Here is a 20,258-nt window from a genome sequence, read left to right as displayed (position 1 = left end):
CTTGAAGCGGCTCGACCGCTGCGAAGGGGGCTGACCTCATGGGGCGCGGCCGTGCGAAGGCGAAGCAGACCAAGGTCGCTCGCGATCTGAAGTACCGTTCCTACTCCACCGACTTCAGTTCGCTCGAGCGCGAACTTCGTGGAGACGGCCTCGAGCCCGGGTTCCAGCCCGAGGACGAGGTGGAGGACGACCAGTACAGCGACCTGGCCGGTCGCTACGACGACGGTGACGACACCGACGACGCCCAGGATTACCGCCGCATAAGTTGAGCGGCACCCCCACGCACCACTGACACCCCTGGCCCGCGGGTCAGGCGTGTGGCGTGCGTGCGGCCAGCGCGGCCATGGTCGCCAGCAGCGCGCCGGTGACAGCGACGGCGAGCGCCGGGGAGGCGAGCGGCGCCAGGGCCGTCTCCGCCACCGCCCCCGCCACGGGGGAGAGTGCGGGAGACAGCCCGTCCACCAGCGCACGGACGAAGGCCGTCGTCGCCCACCACGTGGCGACGATGCCGACGGCGATCGCTGCGCCGACGGTAATCAGCGCGCGGCGCCGGGGTGGCCAGACCGCCACGGCGCCGATCGCCGCGAGGAACGCCAGGACCCCGAGCCAGGCGGCGCCGATACCGAGCACCCGGTAGGCCGCCTGGAGGGTGGGCAGCAGGGCGGGGTCGACCCGCAACAGCGTGAAGCCGCCGGTGACCTCCGGCAGGCGGTCCAGGAACGGGACGCCGGCCTCGGTCAGCCGCTGGGTGACGGCGTCCACGAACGGCGCGAAGCGCAGCTGCACCTCACCGTCCACCACCTGGAGCCGCCCGGGGTCGCCGGAGAGCAGCGCGCGCAGTTCGGCGTGCGCGAGGCGCAGGCTGGCCGTCCAGGCCGTCTCGAACGCGTCGCTGCCTGCAGCCTGCCCGACGGCCCGCTGGACGAGCGCGCTGGCGAGCCGGTTGTCCTCCAGCCCGAGCTGCCGGTTGATCGCGTCGGTGAGGGAGGCGGTCAGGGCCTCCTGCACGCGTGGGTCGCGGACGAGGGGGCCGTAGGCGGCAACGAAGGCCTCGGTGTCGTCGACCTGGTGGTGCGCCCAGTCCGCCACGACGGCCGCCGGTGCGAGCACGCCGGCCAGCACCGCGAGCACCACCCCCAGTGCCGCGCGCCACCACCGCGGAGGACGGCCGACGCTCTCGGATCGGGACATGGTGCCTCCACCTTCTCGGGTCAGGGCCGGTCCGGCCCGCTGCAAGGTGGTAACAGCGTCCTCCGCCGACGGCCGCGCCGCACCCCCGTGGAGGCAATTTCCCGTTCCCGACTTCCGGCACGGAATCCCTGTCACCTGTCCGGGTGACAGCGCCATTCACTGTCGTGTGAATTCGCAATTGGCGGGTAACAATTCCGGTCGGGCAGCGGTAGCCTCAGCACGAGATCTCGCCATTCGCTCCCGCCAGTGCACGGCACCGGCACGGAGCACCACATGGACGCGGAGCGCGATGAGGCTGAGCCGGGAGAGCAGGGGGCAGGGGGGCCGCCCCCGTTCCTGGCTGCGCCCGGTCTCGCTGGCCGTCTCCTACGCCCTCGTCGCGGGGCTCCTCCTCTCTGCTCCCGTCGCGCAGGCGGCCGAGCCCACAGCCCGGCCCGCCGGCACGGCGCCGGCCGCGGGCACAGGGTCGACACCTTCCTCCGAGACCGGGACGACCGTCCGCCTCAGGGACGCCGCCACACCGCAGCAGCCGCTCACCCGTGCGCGTGCGGCCGCCGTGATCAAGAAGCTCCTCGCCGAGCAGCGCCTGGCCGCGAGCCAGGCGGCCGCCGCCCAGCAGCGCACCGCCCTGCTGAAGAGGGCGAAGGCGATCGCCGCAGCCCGCGCGCGGGCGAACCGCCAGCTCCAGAAGGCGCTCGAGGCGTTGTCGAAGGCACTGTCCACCAGCCAGTGCGTGGCCGTCGGTGGGGCGACCGGCGGGGCCGCGTCCATCTCGTGCCCGCTGGCCTCCGACGGCAGCGGCGGCACGGGCGGCACCGGGTCGGGAGACACGTCCGGGGACGGGACCCAGGATCCCCCCGCGACCGGTGAACCGCTGCGCAGCGCGGTCGGGCCGTCCGGCGACGTACGCATTTTGTCCACCCGGGACCTGCGGGCGACCCTGCCGCGCGTGCTCGCCGAGTGGCGCGCCGCCGGTGCCGACACGGGCGGAGTCACCGCGCGGGTGGCGGACCTCCCCGACGGCTACCTCGGCCTGGCCGAGGGGCGCCGGGTGACCATCGACCGGGACGCCTCGGGCTGGGGCTGGGACCGGATGGACCTGGCGACCGTCCTGCGCCACGAGGTCGGCCACGCCATCGGGCTGGGCCACAGCCGCCACGGCGTGATGGCCCCGGAACTGCTGCCCGGCCAACGCAGGCACGTGCCCGCGGCGCTGCCGGCCACGGACGCGCCGGCTCGGGGCGCGCAGGCACTGATCACGCCGCTGGAGGAGACCGCGGGCGCCGCGGCGGACGCGCCGGCAGCGGACGAGCCCTCGGTCCCCGCCGCGGAGGAGCCGGCGCCGGCACCCACCACCGCGGACGAACCGGCGCCTGCCACGACGGACGCACCTGCCACCGATGCGCCCGCCACCACCGGTGCCGGCGACGGCGCAACGGACGAGCCGGCAGCCACCGTCCCCGCCCGCTGGCAGGTCGACGGGGCGAGCGCCGTCCTGTACCCGGGCACCGCCTCCGGCAAGGGCAGGGTCTGGTTCGACCCGGAGGCCGGCCAGTGGGTCTTCACCCGCGGTGACACCTCCGTCCGGGTCTCGGGCGACGGCATCACCCACGTCCGCGTGGCCGGTGGCCAGGCCTCGATCAGCATCGACCTGAGCGGCCTGCGCAGCAGCCTCGAGGTGGACGTCGAGGGCCAGGACGAGGTGGGCGTCGACGGCTCGGGCGACCTCTCGCTCACCGGGGACGACCACCAGCTCCTCATCCGCAGCCTGCTCGCGCTGCTCCGGGTCGTGGCCCCGTCGTACCGGTTCTCCGTGACGGCGAGCGGGTCGACGGTGACCTTCAGCGGACACGTCGAGCTCGCCACCGGCGCCGACCTCAGCGTGGTGGCCGAGAGCATCCTCGCCGACAGCGCCACCATCGACACCCGCGGCGGCGACGGTGCCGGGGACATCACGCTCGGCGCCGTCGCCGCGGGCGACGCGGCCCACGCGCTGCTCGTCCTGAAGGACACAGAGGTCTTCGGCGGCGACGTCGACCTGTCCGCCTCCGCCTCCGGCCGCTCGGACGCCGGCGCCGTCGTGCAGGTCACGGGCTCGACGATCGGGGCGACCGGCTCGGTGGCGATCAGCACGCGCGCCGACCTGCGGGCCGTCCTCGGTGACGGGACGGCGGCAACGGCCCTCGCCGCGACGACGGTGCAGGGCACGTCCGTCTCTGCGGGCCAGGAGCTGGCCGTGACCGCCGCGACCACGACGGACCTCTCCGCCGACGCCGGCACCGCACTGGTCGCGGGACTGACCCGGGTGACGAGCGTCTCGGTGTCCGATGCCGACCTGGCCGCAGCGGGCGTCCGGCTGGCCGCCACGGCCGGCGGGACGCTGTCCTTCTCTGCCGGCACCGACCTGGCAGCAGGGCTGTCCAGCACCACCTCCGCCGGTCTGTCCGGCACCGTCCACATCGCCGCCGGCTCGGCAACGCAGGTCGACGCGTCCACGACCGACCGGCTGCGGCTGGCCGCGGCCGGCGACGCCGTCGTCCGCGTCGTGCTGACCACCACGAGCGGCATCGATGACGGCGCACTGGTCAGCGTCGACAACGGCCTCGCCGTGAGCGCGAGCGCCGGCCACCAGCTCGAGGTCACCGCCGGCGGCCTCGGTGTCGCGGTCAGTTCGGCGCGGACCGCGGCCGGCGTCGGCGAGGCGGCCGACCTGCGGGGGGCGGGCTCGCTCGGCCTCGCCGCCACCAGTACCGATGCCACCTCGGTCACCGCCGGGGGGCCGGCACTGGTCTCCTCGCTCGCCGACACCGGTGCCCGGCTGTCCGCCGGGCCGGCCCTCACCGTCGGGGACCTCACGATTACCGCCACCCAGGACGCCACGGCGATCGCCAGCGGCCAGGGCACGGCCCTCGTCGCGGCCGACCACACCACGACCGCCGCCATCGGACGCTCCCTCCTGCTCACCGGCGCACTCGACGCCACCGCCACCGGAACCTCCCGCACGACCGCTCACGCGCTCGCCGGGCGGTGGACGCCGGTGGCCGCGGACGCCCTGGCCGGCCTGGGCGGGCTGCCCTTCACCGCTGTCGCCCTGCCGGTGCGGCTGTCGGGCCAGGCGGGCGTCGGCTCGTCCGCGCTGGCCGTCGTCGACCTTCCCGCGGGGCTCCTGGCCGAGGTGGCGGGCGGCGCGCGGCTGCAGGCTCTCGTCGGCGGTGCCTCCGCAGCGACGGTCGGTGGCGGCACGGGCCTCCCCGACCCGGGGGTGGCCGTCAACGACGCGGGGTTCTCCGCCGTGGTCGGTGCGTCGTCGCCCGTCCTCGCCGGCGGCCCCCTGGTGATCCACGCCGGACGCGGCCCACCGGCGATCGAGACCCGTACCGACGCCACCGTCACCGCAGACCTCACCCGCTTCGGCACCACCCTCCCGACCGGCCGTCCCGCCGGCGCCGTCCTCGTCCTCGCCGCCCTCGGCGGAACCCTCACCGCCCCCGGCGCCACCCTCAGCTTCGCCCCCGGATCGCTCCCCGCCGACGCATGGGTGAGCATGACCCCCCGCGCCGCGACGATCAGCGGCCTCCACCTCGGCTCCCCGGTCTACGATCTGCACGCCCGGGACGCCCGCACCGGCGCGGTGATCAGCACCTTCGCCATCGCACCCCGGCTGTCCATCCAGGTCGCGGCCGCCGACGCCGGTGCCGTCATCTACTACGTCGCCGCAGACGGGACGCTCCAGCAGCAGGCCACCACCTGGGACCCGGCCACCGGGACCCTCACCGCCGACCTCCCGCACTTCTCGGCCTACACCACCGGCAGCCCGCTGCAGGGCGTGGTCGCGTGGATCGTCGGGAAGCTCAACGGAACGCTCAGCGACACCACCCTCGCGCTCGCCCCCGGGGTCACCCTCAGCGGCCTCGCGGTGACCGCGACCTTCGACCCGGCCGGGGCCACCTGGAGCGGCAGCGCGAGCGTGACCGGCACGATCGCCGTCGACCTCGCCAGCGGTGGGTGGCGGGTGTCCGGAAGCACGACGCTCTCCGCCACCTACACGGTCACGGGCGAGCCCGACTCGGGCACCCTCACCCTCACCGTGACGAACCTGACGCTCAGCGTCGCCCAGGGCGGGGAGGTGGCGACGCTGTCGATCGCCTCGGCCTCGCTCAGCCAGACCGGACGCGACCTCGTGCTGACCGCGGCGGGCGTCACGGCGACGGTGGCGGGTGGCCTCGTCTCGATCGCCGGCGACCTGGTCCTCACCAGCCGCGCGGCCACGGGCCAGGTGGAGTTCTCCCTCACCGGCGCGGTGACCTTCGGCTCGGCGGGCGCGGGGCTCGCGCTGACCGGCGCCGAGCTCACCTACGGCGCCGATGGCCTGGTCGTCGGCGGCACCCTCGCCGCGAGCATCGCCGGCCAGTCGATCACCGCGACCGTCCGGGCGGCGGCGAGCGCCGACAGCCTCGAGCTGGCGGTGTCGGGCCTCGCGCTGGACCTCGGCGCGGGCACCGCGCAGCGCCTGGAGGTCACCGGCGGCGAGGGCAGCCTGACGATCACCGACGCCGGCTACGAGGGCACGATCACCGCGACGGCGGTCGCCACCGGGCTGCTCTCGGCGACGGTGGGCCTCCGCCTCGGCCTGGCGCGCTCGGCCACGAGCAGCACCGTCTCCGCGCTGCTGGCGCTCACCGCAGGAGACATCTTCCTCGGTGCGGACGGACGCGGCGTGCGGCTGTCGGGTGCGGCGGTCGCGCTGCTCGTCGAGGCCGACGGGACGGGCGTCCGCTACGCCCTGGACGCCTCCGGCTCGCTCGCGCTGGAGGGTTTCGCCGGAGTCACCGCAGCCGGCACCGTCCGTGCCCGGGTGAACAGCTTCGCCACGGCGGTCGACGAGACCGCTCCGGTGGTGGGCGGCACCGGTGACCGCCTGCTGTCGTTCACGGGAGCAGAGGTCGCGGACGCAGGGAACGCCTTCGTCCAGGTCATAGCGACCGGCGCCACGCTGGTGATCGGTGGCCAGGCGCTCACCGCAGACCTCGCCATCACCCAGTCCGCGGACGGGCTGACCGTGGCGGCGACCGCGCTGCGCCTGACGCTCGGCGGCGCGGGTTCCGGCATCGCCTTCACCGGGGCGGGCGACCTCGCCCTCACCAGCACCGGCGCGTCGGGCAGCATCGCCGGCACGCTCGTCGTCACCGCCCCCGGCCTGGCCGCGTCCGGCGACTTCAGCCTCGACCTGGCCTCCGACGCGTCCGGCCAGTCGCTGGCGATCACCGGCACCACCGTGACGGTGACGCTGGCCACCGTGGAGCTCGAGGTCGCATCGTTCCGCCTGTCGGCCACCACCACCGGCGGCGTCACCACCGTCGAGCTGGGCGTCACCGGCGGGTCGTTGCGCATCGCCGCCGGCGCCGCCACGCTGCTCGCGGTGGACGGCATCACCGGCGCGCTGGCGGTGAACAGTGCCGGGGTGTCCGGTTCGCTGTCCGGCACGGTGAGCTCCGACCTGGACGCCCTCCAGTTCAGCTCCGACGTCTCTGTCGAGGTCAACACCTCCGGTGTCGCCGTCGGCGGCCTCCCGGCCGGGCCGTGGCTGCGCGTGGTCGCCTCTGGCGCGCGGCTGACGATCGGCGGGCAGACGGTCACCGCGACGCTGGCGGTCAGCCGGGGCGTCGACGGCACCGGCGCCACCGTGGCCACCATCGCGGTGAGCGACGCGGCGTTCTCCCTCGGCGGAGGAGTGCTCACGCTGGCCAACGGCAGTGGCGAGTTCGTGGTCACCGCCGCGGGCCTCACCGGCACCGTCGCCGGCGACCTGGCGCTGGCCGTCACCGACGTCACGCTGTCCGGCTCGCTCGCCGCGTCCTTCGACACGGCCGCCGGCACCTTCTCCGTCGCGGGCACCGGCGTCACGCTCGCCGTCCTCGGCCAGACGATCAGCGGCGACCTCAGCGTCACCGCGGCGGACGACCTCGAGTTCGTCCTCGCCAACGGCACCGTCGAACTCGCGGGCGGGGCCGTCCGGCTGACCGGCGCGGCGGCCACCCTGACGGTCTCCGCCGCCGGCCTGACGGGGGCCTTCAGCGGCAGCGTCGCGCTGAGCGTCCCCGGGGTGAGCCTCGGCGGAGACATCGGCGCGGAACTCGACACCGCGGCCGGCAGGGTCAGGGTCGGCGGCAGCACGCTCGAACTGACCGTCGCCGGCGTCCTGATCCGGGCCGGCGAGGCCTGGTTCTCCCGCACCGCGGACGGCATCGAGCTCACCGTCGCCGACGGCGGCTTCTCCTTCGCCGCCGATCCGTCGGCCACCGATCCCGCGCTGGAGGTCTCCGAGCTCGACGCCACCCTGATCGTGGCCGCCGACGGCGTCCGCGGGACGCTGTCGGCGCGGGCGACGTTCGCGCTCGCCGACCTCGTCAGCGGAACCTTCGACGTGGCCGTGGCCATCGACACCGCCACCGGCGCCTTCCGCGTCACCCTGATCGTCCCGGCCGACCAGCCGCTCTCGGTGGCGTCCCTGGGCCGCATCAGCGGCGCGCTCTCCTTCTCCCGGGCCACGGTGGACGGCGGCGTGCAGACGGTGATCGCCGTCAGCGGGCTCACCGCCTGGATCGGCACCGCGACGGAGGCCGCCCTCACCAACGGGTCCGGCCTGCTGGTGATCAGCGACGGCGGCGTCGCCGGCTACCTGTCCGGCACCGCGGCCGCGTCCGCGGGTGGGGCGTCGATCTCCGGCAGCGCGCTGCTCCAGGTCAACACGACCAGCGGCGACGTCGAGGCGAGCGTCGAGCTCGACGGACGCACGCTCAGCGTTGCGGTGCCGGCGAACTTGTTCAGCCTCAGCATCTCCGACGCCACGCTCACCATCGGCGACTTCGTGACGATCGAGGGCAACGTCAGCTTCTCCGACGGCACGATCACCGTCGGCGGGGCGGGCGTCGCGGCCCAGGTGTTCGCGGGCACGGGCCTGATGGTGTTCCTCGGACGCGGCCCGGCCAAGCTTGCCAGTGGCGCGGTGAACCCGCTCGCGGTCGGCGTCCTGCTCAGCGACGCGCGGATCGGCCTCATCTCCTACAACGGCGGCTACGCCCTCGTCGCCTCCGGCACCGTCAGCATCGTCGGAGTGTCCGGGCTCACCCTCGCCGGCACGACGGCGGTGCGGGTCAACACCACCGGCGCGGTCATCGACGAGACCCTCGTCATCCCCGGCAGCACCGACGCCGGCGTCGACGTCGCCTTCGACGCCACGACGACGGTCACCGAGTTCACCGTGAGCGGGGCGACCCTCGCCTTCGGCGGCGTGGCGCTGACCGGCACGATCGGCTTCGGCCGCACGGGCGGCGACGTCACCGTCACGCTGGCGGACGCGGGCATCGACCTGGGTTCCGCCGTCACGGTCAGCGCCATCAGCGGCTCACTCACCCTCACCGCCGCCGGCCTGTTCGGCAGCCTCCAGGCCACCATCGACGTCCCCGCCCTCGGCCTCGACGGCACCACCGTGACGGTCGAGGCCGACACCCGTGCCGGCGCGGCCACACCGCTGCGGGTGGTCGCCGACGACCTCGCCCTGACCATCGCGGGCCAGGAGCTGACCGCCGACGTGCTCGTGCAGCGCGGGACGGACGCGGACGGCGCGGCCGTGACGATCCTCGGCCTCGCCGACGTGGGCCTGTCCATCGGCGGCCCCGGGTACGGCGTGGCGCTGGTCGGCGGCACGGGCCTGCTGGTGGTCTCCGGCAGCGGGCTCGCCGGCACCATCTCGGGCGCGATCACCCTCGACCTCGGCGCCGACGCGGGGTTCAGCGGGACGCTCTCGGTCGCGGTCAACACCACGGCGGCGGAGGTCGCGGCGTCGGTGACGTTCGCCGGCCACACCGTCGACCTCTCCCTCGCGGCCGGCCCGTACCTGCGGGTCGAGGGCACCGGCATCGCGCTGACGGTGTTCGGCCAGTCCTTCTCCGGCAACATCGCCGTCGAGAAGGCCACCACAACAGCCACCTCGCCCAGCACGGTGCTGCGGGTGGCCCTGAGCCAGGTGACGGTCAGCTTCGGGGGGTTGCTGACCGTCACCGGCGGGACCGCGCTGCTGGTCTCCGGCACGGACGGGCTGGCCGGCCGGATCGCCGGCACGGTCGCGCTCTCCGTCCCGCAGGTGAGCCTGTCGGGCAGCCTGGAGGTCGTGCTCAACACCGGCACGGCCGAGCTGTTGACGAGCTTCCGGATCGGTGACGGCGAGCCCATCGAGCTCGCCGCGCCACCCGGCGACTACCTCGCCGTGGTGGGAGAGGACATCACCCTGGAGGTGGCCGGCCAGCGGCTGGCCACCGACCTGGCCATCGTCCGCGACACCGCGGCAGGCACGCTCACCCTGCGCCTGCGCAACACCAGCCTCGCGCTGGGCGGGACGGCCGACGCGCCGGTCCTCACCGCGCGCCAGGTGACCGGCACGACCGCGGAGGTCGTGCTCTCCGCTGCCGGTCTCGTCCTGTCACTGGACGTGTCGCTCGCCCTCGCCGCGGGCGGGGTGTCCGTCACCGGTGACGTGTCGATCGACCTCGACACCACCGGTGCCTCACCGATCGCCGTCGCGCTCGCCGGCCACGCGCGGGTGGCCGTCCTCGGTCAGGAGCTCGAGGCGGACGTCGCCTTCGAACAGGCGACGACCGCCGACGGTGCCGCCGTGGTCCGCGTCGGGCTCGCCAACGGCTCCCTGGCCCTGGGCGGTTTCGGCGCGGACCAGATCTCGGGGCTGCTGGTCCTCACCGGCTCCGGTGTGGCCGGCACGCTGTCGGCCACCCTCCAGGTCGCGTCGGCGCCGTTCAGTGTGACCGGGACGATCCGGCTGGCCGTCAACACCAGCGGCGTCGCGGTCGCCGAGGAGCTCGTCGTGGGCGGCGGACGGGTGTCGCTCGACCTGCCCGCGGGCCCGTACCTGCGGGTCGAGGGCGTCGGCGTCACCGTCGTCGTGGCCGGCCAGAGCCTGCGTGGCAACCTCCTGCTCGAGAACGCGACGACCGACGACGGCGGCAGCGTGGTGCGCCTGGCCCTCACCTCCGTGCAGCTCTCCCTGGGCGACGGCACCCGCACCCTGCTGACGCTGACCGACGGCACGGCGCTCTTCGTCCTCCCCGGCACCGGGATCGCCGGGCGCGTGAGCGGCACCGTCGCACTGGTCGGCGTCCCCGGGCTCACGCTGGCGGGCACCCTCGGCCTGGAGCTGAACAGCACCGGCGGGACCGTCACCGAGTCGTTCACCGTCGCCGGAGTCACCACCCCCCTGAACATCGGCGCGGACGTCCCGCTGCGGATCTCCGGCACGGGCGTGACCCTCGCGGTCAGCGGCGCGGTCGAGCTGGTGGCCGACGTCAAGATCACGAAGGCGCCCGGCTCGCTGTCGATCGACGTCCGCAACGGCCGCATCGCGTTCGGCGCGGGACCCCTCGTGCTGGCCGGCGGGATCACCGGCACCCTGACCACGACGGCGGCCGGCAGCGTCGGCGCCCTGACCGTGACCACCCTCCAGGTGAACACCGGAGGGCTGACGGTGACCGGCTCGGTCGCGGTCGCCTTCAACAGCGGCACGACCACCTCCGGCGGGATCGCGCCGGGTGTCGCCATCCGTGTCACCGGCGCCTCGATCACGCTCGCCGCCCCCGCGTTCAGCCTCGGCGCCGACAGCCTCGACGTCCGCTACGACGCCCTGACCGGTGAGGTGGCGCTGGCGGCCACCACGGTCACCTTCACCCTCGGCTCCGCCGTCACCGTGACCGCGGACAACCACTGGTCCGGCGCACTGGTGGTCACCACCGCCGGCGTCGCCGCGAGCTTCAGCGGCTCGCTCGACGGCGTCTTCCACCTCCCCGGCGTGACGCTGGCCGGAGCGGTCGCGCTCCAGCTCAACACGACGGCCGCCGACGTCGCGCGACCGGAACTCGGCATCGACGTCGCCGCCGGACCCTTCGTCGCGGTGACCGTCGTCGACGGCGCCCTCGGCATCGGGGGGGCGGGCGGCTTCACGCTGCGCGGCAGCTTCGCCGTCAGCCGCAGCACCCAGGGGGCGACCACCTCGACGGTGGTCGCGTTCACGGGCGTCAGCGTCTCCCTCACCCCGACCGGCGGCACGGACGGCCTCTCGGTGACCGAGGGCGAGGGCGTCTTCCTCGTCACGGCGGCCGGCGTCGCGGGCTACTTCGCCGGCGCGGTGTCGGTGTCGGCGAGCAGCGCGTTCAGCGCGGGCGCCCGGGTCTCCGTCCGCTTCAACAACACCACCGGCGCGGTCGACCAGGCCGTGGCCGTGGGCACCGCGACACTCCAGCTCACCTTCAGCGACACCGAGGTCGCCAGCGCGGGCTCGCCGTTCGTCGTGGTGACCGTCTCCGGCGGCATCCGGATCGGCGACAACGTCGAGATCTACGGCGACCTGACCTTCGGCGCCGGCGTGCTGACGATCACCTCGGCGCGGGTCTTCGTCGGCAAGGGCCCGGGCTACCTCGACGACGCGGGCACCGAACCCAACCCGCTCGCCCAGGGCGTGTACATCGCGGTCACCGCGGGCCAGGCGATCAAGGCCGGCACAGGGCACGCCTTCGCCGTGACCGGCACGATCACCCTCGCCGGCTTCTCCGGGGTGACGCTCACCGGCACGGTGGACGTGCGGCTCAACAACACCGGTTCGCCGCAGACCCTGCTGGGGGAGTCGGTCGCCAACGGCACGATCAGCGTGGTGGGCGACGACCTGGCGATCGGCGTGGGCGGGCAGCTGCTCACCGGCACGGTCGCGGTGGCCACCTCACCCTCCGGCCTGACGATCAGCTTCGGCACCAGCGCCCGCGCGGGCGGCGACCCGCTGACCCTCAGCCTGGGCAACGGCGTCGCGGTCGTCACCGTGGCGGCGGGCCAGATCAGCCTGACCCCGGCCGGCACGGCGTTGGCGCTGACCGGCGACATCACCTTCGCCGGCGGCGCAGCCATCGACCTCGCCGGCGCGGTGAGCCTGCAGCTGAACACGTCCGCGGCGGCGAAGGTCGTCGACGGTGTCGAGCTCGCCGCACGCTCGGTGCGCGTCCAGGTCGGCACGACCGCAACCCCGGCACACCTCACCGTCGCCGGGCAGCAGCTCGGCGGTGTCTTCGTCTTCTCCCAGGTGACCGGCCAGGTCAGCCCGCAGGCCCCCGCCGGCACGCAGCCGCCGGTCACCGTCCAGGTCGTCGCCACCCGGGTCACGCTGGTGCTGGGCACCACGGACGCGGGCGGTGCGCTCACCGCCGGCGTCAGCCTCACCGACGGCACCGCGTACTTCGCGGTCACCGCTGCAGGCGTCGCCGGCCGGGTCGGCGGCACCGTCCGGCTGGTCGTCCCCGGGGACGCGGTCAGCTTCACCGGCACCTTCGCCGTCGCCGTGAACTCCACCGGCACGAAGGTGACCCAGGAGGTCTCCCTCGACGGCCAGACGCTCAGCCTCTCGCTGCCGGCGGGACCGTACCTGCGGGTCGAGGGCACCGGCGTCACCCTGGTGATCGCCGGCCAGCGGCTCTCCGGCGACATCAGCGTCGAGAAGTCGGGCACGACGACCACCGTCACCGTCGCCAACCTCCAGGCGGGCTTCGGCGACGGCACCACCGACGTCGTCCGGCTCACCAACGGCACGGGCTCCCTGGTGCTGGACGCCACCGGGCTGGCCGGCTCGGTGTCGGGAACCGTCAGCCTCGCCGTCCCCGGCCTCGACCTGTCCGGCGACCTCGCCCTCGCGGTGGACACCAGCCCCGCCCCCGGCGAGCCCAGCCTGTCGCTCAGCGCCGACGACGTCACCCTCACCGTGGGCGGCTTCGCCCTGGTGGGGAGCGTGGGCGTGGTCCAGGCCACCACCGCCGCCGGACGCACCACCAGGATCACCCTCTCCGTCGAGGTTGACCTCGGCGACCCGATCGGGCCGCTGAGCCTGGACGGGGACCTCACCCTCACGCCGACGGGCCTGCGCGGGACGGTCGCGCTGACGCAGACCAGCATCGACCTCGGCTCCGGCTTCACCCTCGACGCGGACGCGCTGCGCTTCGAGGTGGACACCGCTGCGGGAACGGTCGGCTTCACCGGCACCGGCATGGCGATCGGCCTGGGCGGCCCGGTGCTGTCCGGATCGTTCCTGGTCAGCCGCGCCACCACGAGCCTCGGGGCGGCCCGGACGGTGATCGCGGTCAGCGGGGCTGCCTTCGCCCTCTCGGCCACCGACACCCCCATCCTGGACGGGGTCACCGGCCTGTTCGTCGTCACCACCGCCGGCATCGCCGGCAGCCTTGCCGGCCGGATCGACCTCGGCAGCCTGCTGCCGGACTCCGTCGCGGTCTCGGGCACCTTCGCCCTGCTGGTGAACCGCTCCGACCAGCCGGTGCGCGAGTCGGTGACGGTGGGAGGCACCACCGTCGCGCTCGACGTGAAGGCGGGGCCGTACCTGCGGGTCGCCGGCACCGGGATCGCGCTCACGATCGCGGGGCAGACCCTGCGCGGCTCGGTCTCGGTGGAGCAGGACGGCACCACGACCCGCGTCGTGCTCGCCGACGCCTCCCTGCGCCTGGGCGACGGCACCACCGACCTGGTCGTCCTCACCGAGGGCAGCGGCAGCTTCGTCCTCACCGGTGGAGCCACCCCGGCGATGACCGGCTCGCTCAGCGTCACGGTCGCGCTGAACGTGCCGTCGGTGAGCCTGGGCGGCACGGTGCGACTGGAGATCGACACCGCGGCGAACAGCCTGCGCATCGGCGGCACCGACGTCCAGCTCTCGGTCGCGGGACAGACCCTGTCGGGCACCTTGTGGATCACCCAGTCCGGCCCGGCCGGCGCGCGCGTCACCACGATCAGCGCCAGCGGGGTGCGCCTCTTCCTCGGCGACGCCGGGTCCGCGTCCACGACGGACGACGACCGCGGGCTGCAACTCACCGACGGCCACGGCAGCCTGCTGCTCACCCGCGCGGGCCTCGCCACCCAGCTGGCCGGCACCGTCGAGCTGATCGGCCTGGACGACACCGGGCTCGTCCTCGGTGCGACCGACGTCGCCCTCTCGGTGAACACCACGACCTCCCCGGTGAAGGACGCCGGCCTGGGCCTCGACCTCCCCGCCGGGCGCTTCCTGCGCGTCGAGCTGGGCAGCACAGCGCACCCGGTGAGCGTGAGCATCGCCGGCCAGCAGTTCGGCGGCGCGTTCTCGTTCGAGCAGGTCGCCACCGCCGGCGCCGACCGCCGGCTGGGCACAGGGGACGACGGCAGCAGCCTCAAGATCGCGGCCACCGGCGTCACCCTCTTCCTGGGCGCGGACGGCGGCACGACCGATGACACCACCGACGACATCGGTGTCCGGGTCAGCGGCGGCACGGCACTGATACTGGTCACCGCGGACGGCCTGGCCGGCTCGGTCTCCGCCACGGCCACGATCAGCCTCGGCGCGGGCATGGCGCCCATCAGCGCGGGCGTCGCGGTCTCGATCAACCGGATGGCGCGCACGACGGGCGGCGTCACCACGCCGCTGGCGGTCGACGAGCTGTTCAGCGTCGGCGGCACCACCACCCGGCTCCGCCTCGAGGCCGGGGACTTCGTCGCCGTCGCGGTCACGGGCGTGTCGATCGACCTGGGCGGCCAGCGGTTCGCCACCGACCTCAGCGTCGAGCGCCGCGCGCAGCTCGACGACGACGGCAACCTGCCGGCGACCCGCAGCTACCTCACCACCGTCGGGTTCGCCAACCTGTCGCTCCGGCTGGGCAGCGACGGTCGCGACGTCGTCGTCGTCAGCAACGGCTCCGGCACCCTCCAGATCGTCCCGCCGTCCGCCGGTCAGCCGGGCGGCATCGCCGGACGCATCACCGCGACGGTAGCGATCGACATCCCCGGCGTCACGTTCTCGGGCACCTTCGAGGTCTCGGTCAACACCCTGACCCGCGCCTACGACCTCGACGGCACGACCCTGGCCGCGTCGTCGGTCGCGGTGAGCGGCGCCGGGCTGGTCGTGGGCATCGCGGGCCAGCGCCTGACCGGCGACGTCGGCTTCGCCCGCAGCGGCACGGAGCTGACGCTCGTGGTCAGCAACGCGAGCCTCACCCTCGGCGACGGCGCCACGAGTTTCGCCACCGTGACGGTGAGCACCGGCGCGCTCCTGATCACCCGCGGCGGGATCGCCGGATCGCTGGTGGCCGGGATCACGCTCTCGCCGACGCTGTCGAAGGACCTCAGCCTGGACGCCACCGTCGTGCTCCAGGTGAACACCACCGCCGCCGCGGTCTCGCGCACCATCACGATCGGTGCGGTCACGGCGTCGCTGGTCGTCCCGAAGAACACCCTGCGCGTGCAGGTGGGCCTGCTGGACGACCCGGCCGCGATCACCCTGTTCGGCCAGAGCCTGTCCGGCGTCGTGCTCTTCGAGCAGACCCGCACGGCGGCAGGGGTCAAGGTGGTCCGGATGGGCTTCAGCGACGTCAGCCTCTTCCTCGGCGACGCCGGCGACCCGGACACCACCGACGACGACACCGGCCTCCGGCTCACCGGCGGTGGCGGCGTCCTGCTGATGCTGCCCACCGGTTTCGCCGGTGAGCTCACCGGGACGATCGCCCTGGTGAACCTGCCGGTGGGGGTCAGGACCGACCTCACGCTCCAGGTGAACACGCTGGGCGTCGCGGTCAACCAGACCGTCTCCTTCACCGGCGTGGACGGGACGCCCGCCGGCACCCGCAGCCTCGTGCTCCGCAAGGGCCCCTACCTGCGGATCGCCGCCAGCAACATCGACATCACGATCGGCAGCCTCGCGGTGCACGGCGACATCGCATTCGACCGGTTCGGGTCGGGCACCGCGACCGTCACCCGGATCGCGATGGCGAACATCAGCATCGGCGCCGGTGCGGTCTCCGGGGGGCCGGGCGTCACCGGGGCCAGCGGCGCGCTGATCGTCTTCGGCGCGGGCGCGGTCACCGTCCCCGCGGTCGGCACCACCCCGGCCGTGCGGACGACCACCGGCGGCGTGGCCGGCGTGCTGACCGGCACGGTCGCGGTGGCCGGCGACGGCTTCGCGCTCGACGCGTCGGCCGGCTTCACCGTGAACACCACGGGCGTGGCGGTCGACCAGAGCATCGAGGTGGGCACCCAGACCCTCGACGTCACCCTGGCGGCGAGCCCGACCTTCGCCTTCATCGTCTCCGACGTGTCGTTCAGCTTCGGCGACATCCTGGAACTGCGGGCCGGCCAGTTCTCGATCGGCGCCGACGGCACCTTCGCCGGCACCGGGCTGGAACTGTTCGTCGGCAAGGGCCCCTCGAAGCTCGCCGACGGCAGCGACAACCCCGACGCGATCGGCGTGCTGGTCCGCAACGCCAGCCTCGCGTTCGTGAAGGACGCCACCGGCTTCGCCCTGGTCGCGTCCGGCACCTTCGCCCTGTTCGGACTCGACGGCCTCACCGTCTCCGGCACGGTCGCGTTCTCGGTCAACACCAGCACCGCAGCACTCACCCCGCCCGTCCTGCCCGGCTCGGGGACGCCCGCCGCCGCGATTCCGGCCGGCACCTTCTCGTTCCGGGCCACCAACCTGGCCATCTCGGTGGCCGGGGTCTTCCAGATCGCCGGCAACCTGGCGCTGACCCGCCAGCCCAACGGCGACCTGGACGTGGCGATCACCCCGGCGTCCATCGTGGTGAAGATCGGCGACACCCGCGTCGCGAGCCTGCTCGGCTACGGCGCCTTCAGCATCTCGCGGGCGACCGGCTTCCGGCTCACCACCTTCAAGATGGTCAGCTTCGAGCTGTTCCCGAACACCGACGTGCTCACCGGCGCCGTGACCGCGCCGACGCTCTTCCCGACCGCCGACCTCGCCGGCCCGCTGAAGAACCAGGTGCTGCCGACGGCGCCGACGACGATCAGGATCGCGGTCAACGACGTCAACGGTGTGGGCATCAACCCGCAGACGATCCTGGACGCTGCGCCGGAGTTCCAGGTGCTCGTGAACGGCACGGTCTCGACCACCGTCTCGATCGGCACGCCGAAGCTCGTCGGGAACGTCTGGGAGTATGCGGTCTCCGGCCTCCCCGCCAACGGGCTGGTCACCGTCCGCTTCATCTCCGGCTCGTTCGGCGACAACAACGGCGCGCTCACGATGGGAGAGGACGAGTCGTTCGTCCTGTTCACCGCCACGCCGACCCAGACAGCTCCCGGCCCGATCGCGGCCATCGCGTCGCCGGCCAACGGCGGCACGATCACCGTCGGGCAGCTGAACGCCCAGCGCTACCTCGACGTCACCTACACCAGCCTCGACGGGGCGGCAATCGACAAGACCGGCCTCGCCACCGCGCCGTTCGTGCTGTCGGGCAGCGGCGTCGCGGACGCGCAGTTCGCCGGAGCCCTGCTGATGTCCGGACGCGACGCGAGCGCCACCTCCGTGACGTACCGGTACTTCCTGACCGACAAGAACACGGCCAACCAGGTCGGGCTGTTCACCACCGGCACCGTGCTGCTGACCTTCGCCGCCAACGGGTTCGCCTCCACCAACGGCAACCGCAACTTCGCCCAGACCCAGTCGTTCACGATCGACCCGTCCGCGCCGGGGGAGAAGGTGGCCAGCGGAGCCCTCTCGCTCGGGCCGCTGACGCTGCAGGACCCGAGCATCGGGCTGGGCGACTTCGGGTTCGCCGACGGCATGGTCGTGATCACCATCACGCTCACGGTGAACCGCGCCAGCCTCGCGTTCGGCCGCACCGGCGCGACCAACGGCGCCGCCCCCACCAGCGCGCAGACCTCCAGCGGCGTCAGCGTCGACCTGATCGGGCTGAGCGGCAGCTTCGGCCTCGCGGTGGACGTCTTCGGCCTGCTCAGCGGCAACGTCCGGGTCGAGCCGACCGGCGCCTGGTCGATCGGTGTCGCCTCGCTGGCCGCGGAGATCCCGAACGTCGCACAGCTGAGCGCCACCGGCGTCCAGGTGAAGTACGACCCGGACGCGGCGGTCGGCCAGCAGCTGGTCGTGATCAACACCGCCACGCTCACCCTGCCGCGGTTCGGCATCACCGGGAACCTGCGGCCCTACAACCCGACGGCGAAGTCCAACATCACCGCCAACAACGACGAGGTGCTGGCCGCCGGGCTCGTCCCCGGCCTGGTGATCCGCGACAACGGCTTCACCCTCGGCACAGCGGAGCTGGTGTTCCGTTCGCCGTCCTCCACCCTGCCGGCGCCCGCGGACGGGAACGGCCTGACCTCCACCTCCGGCGCGTCGAAGCTGAGCTTCGGCGGCATCCTCGAACTGGACGACATCCGGGTCGGCGTGTCCGGGCTGAGCGTCACGATCACCGACGGCAAGGCGGACGCCGACTTCACCGGCCAGATCTACCTGGCCTCCGGCGGCGCGGCGCTGTTCCCGGGCAAGACGTTCTCCGCCACCCTCACCGACCGCAAGACCGCCGACGACAAGCGGGTCGACGGCACCGCGGACGACGAGGCCTTCCGGATCGCCGTCACCTTCACCCGCGGCAAGGTGGACGCCTTCCAGATGAGCGTCGACACGCTGTCGGTGGTGATCGGCAGCTACGTCACGCTGAGCGCCCGCGACTTCCGCCTTGACACCGGCGCGGCCGGCACCGACGCGCTGATGGTGAGCTTCGGCTCGGTCGGTGCCACGGTCAGCATCGGCTCGCTGGTCCTCGGTGGCGAGGGACGCAACTTCGCCTTCACCGGCAACGGCGGCTTCCGGGCGCTCACCGGCTTCGGCATCTTCCTTTCGGTGGGCTCCGCCACCGGCGACTCGTTCAAGTGGCCGAGCTGGCTGCCGATCCGCATCAACGCGCTCGGCATCCAGTGGGACGACATCGAGAACGCCCCCGGCGACTTCGTGATCACGCTGTCCGCCTCGGTCACCGGCCTCCAGGGTCTGGCCGGCCTCCAGTTCTCCGGCGCGGTCGAGGGCGTGAAGATCCAGCCGTCCCTGCTGGCGGAGGGCAGGTTCCCGATCATCGCGATCGAGTCGTTCGGCGTCACCGTCGCCGGCGACCTGTTCGGCGGCCAGATCAGCGCCGGCCTGGTCGGCGGCATCCTGCGCCTGGACTCCTCCTACAACATCATCGGCACCTTCGACACGACCACGCCGGTGGCCCAGCGGGTGTTCTACCTCGGCCTCCAGGGCGGCTTCTCGATCGCCGGACTGGCCGGGTTCACCATCCGGCTGGGCCTCAGCGAGCTCGGGCCGCTGTCGGTGTTCCTCAGCGTCGAGGTGCCCGGCGGCATCCTGCTCGAGCCGAACTCCGGCCTCAGCATCAACGACTTCGCCGCCGGGGTGGAGTTCTTCAAGTCCCTGCCCTCGCTGGACGACCCGTTCGCGCTGCGCTCCACGGTCGCCGGACTGCCGACCCAGGAGACCGCGGAGACCTGGCTGGCCTCCCTGAAGTCGCAGGTGGCCGCCCAGGCGAAGGCGATCGCGGCCAACCCGTCCATGGGCGGCTTCCTCGCGGCCTTCACCGCGCCGATGGTGATCACCGGCTCGGCCAAGATCTACTCGATCTATACCTCGGAGCAGCTGTTCAACGGCCAGGTGATCCTCAAGATCTCCACCGACGGCAAGGTGCTGATCATCGGCAAGCTGAACTTCCTCGCCGACCAGCTCTCGCTCTCCGGGCGCCTGTACGTCGACCTGTCCAAGGTCGCCCAGGGCAACGCCACCGTGCTGTTCCTCGCCGACATCCCCGACCAGGTCCGCCTGCTGACCCTGTACGGCAAGCTGAAGATGGGCTTCCGGAACTCCTCCGGCAACGAGGTCACCTTCGACGTGTTCGACGCGGCCGACCCCACGGCCACCACCGGCCAGCCGGGCGTCGACCTCGGCGGCCCGGGCAGCAACGGCGGCAGCGTGGACGTGGACAAGGCCTCCACCTGGGTCGACGTGGTGTTCACCGCCCCGTCCGGCGCAGCGCTCGACCTGGCCGACATCCTGGACACCGGCCAGGAGTTCACCCTGACGCTCAACGGCACCCCGCTGACGCTCGCCAGCGGCACCCCGGTGCCCATCGTCGCGGTGACCACCGCGACCGGGATCGTGTTCGCACCGTTGCTGGTCAGCAGCGGCGTGG

General features: G+C 73.6%; 3 protein-coding genes (1 of these 3 running past the window's edge). 2 read left to right on the top strand and 1 reads right to left on the bottom strand.

The features are described 5' to 3' along the window. Positions 1-38 precede the first annotated feature (38 nt). The gene (locus tag ACFQQJ_RS01215; protein WP_377103240.1) at positions 39-269 is read left to right on the top strand and encodes a DUF3073 domain-containing protein; all 231 of its coding nucleotides are present in this window, start codon (positions 39-41) and stop codon (positions 267-269) included. A 40-nt stretch (positions 270-309) separates the two neighbouring features. On the opposite strand, the gene ACFQQJ_RS01210 is transcribed toward ACFQQJ_RS01215, so the two are convergent. Further along, a complete protein-coding gene (locus tag ACFQQJ_RS01210; RefSeq protein WP_377103238.1) occupies positions 310-1,191 on the bottom strand; it encodes a hypothetical protein in 882 nt (293 codons plus the stop codon). A 289-nt stretch (positions 1,192-1,480) separates the two neighbouring features. Here ACFQQJ_RS01210 and ACFQQJ_RS01205 point away from each other — a divergent pair, with 289 nt between their 5' ends. Continuing rightward, positions 1,481-20,258, top strand: partial view of a hypothetical protein gene (locus tag ACFQQJ_RS01205; protein WP_377103236.1) — the 5' portion only. 12,362 nt of this gene lie beyond the right edge of the window; only the first 18,778 of its 31,140 coding nucleotides appear in the window; the start codon lies at positions 1,481-1,483; the stop codon falls past the right edge of the window.

Source organism: Propionicimonas sp. T2.31MG-18 (assembly GCF_964266745.1).
Taxonomy (GTDB): Bacteria; Actinomycetota; Actinomycetes; order Propionibacteriales; family Propionibacteriaceae; genus Propionicimonas.
The sequence above is the reverse complement of the archived record's forward strand: the minus strand, read 5'-3'. Positions and strand labels throughout refer to the sequence as shown.

Coding starts and splice junctions, on each gene's coding strand:
- ACFQQJ_RS01210 (WP_377103238.1), bottom strand. CDS start 1,191: ATGTCCCGATCCGAGAGCGTCGGCCGTCCTCCGCGGTGGTGGCGCGCG.
- ACFQQJ_RS01215 (WP_377103240.1), top strand. CDS start 39: ATGGGGCGCGGCCGTGCGAAGGCGAAGCAGACCAAGGTCGCTCGCGAT.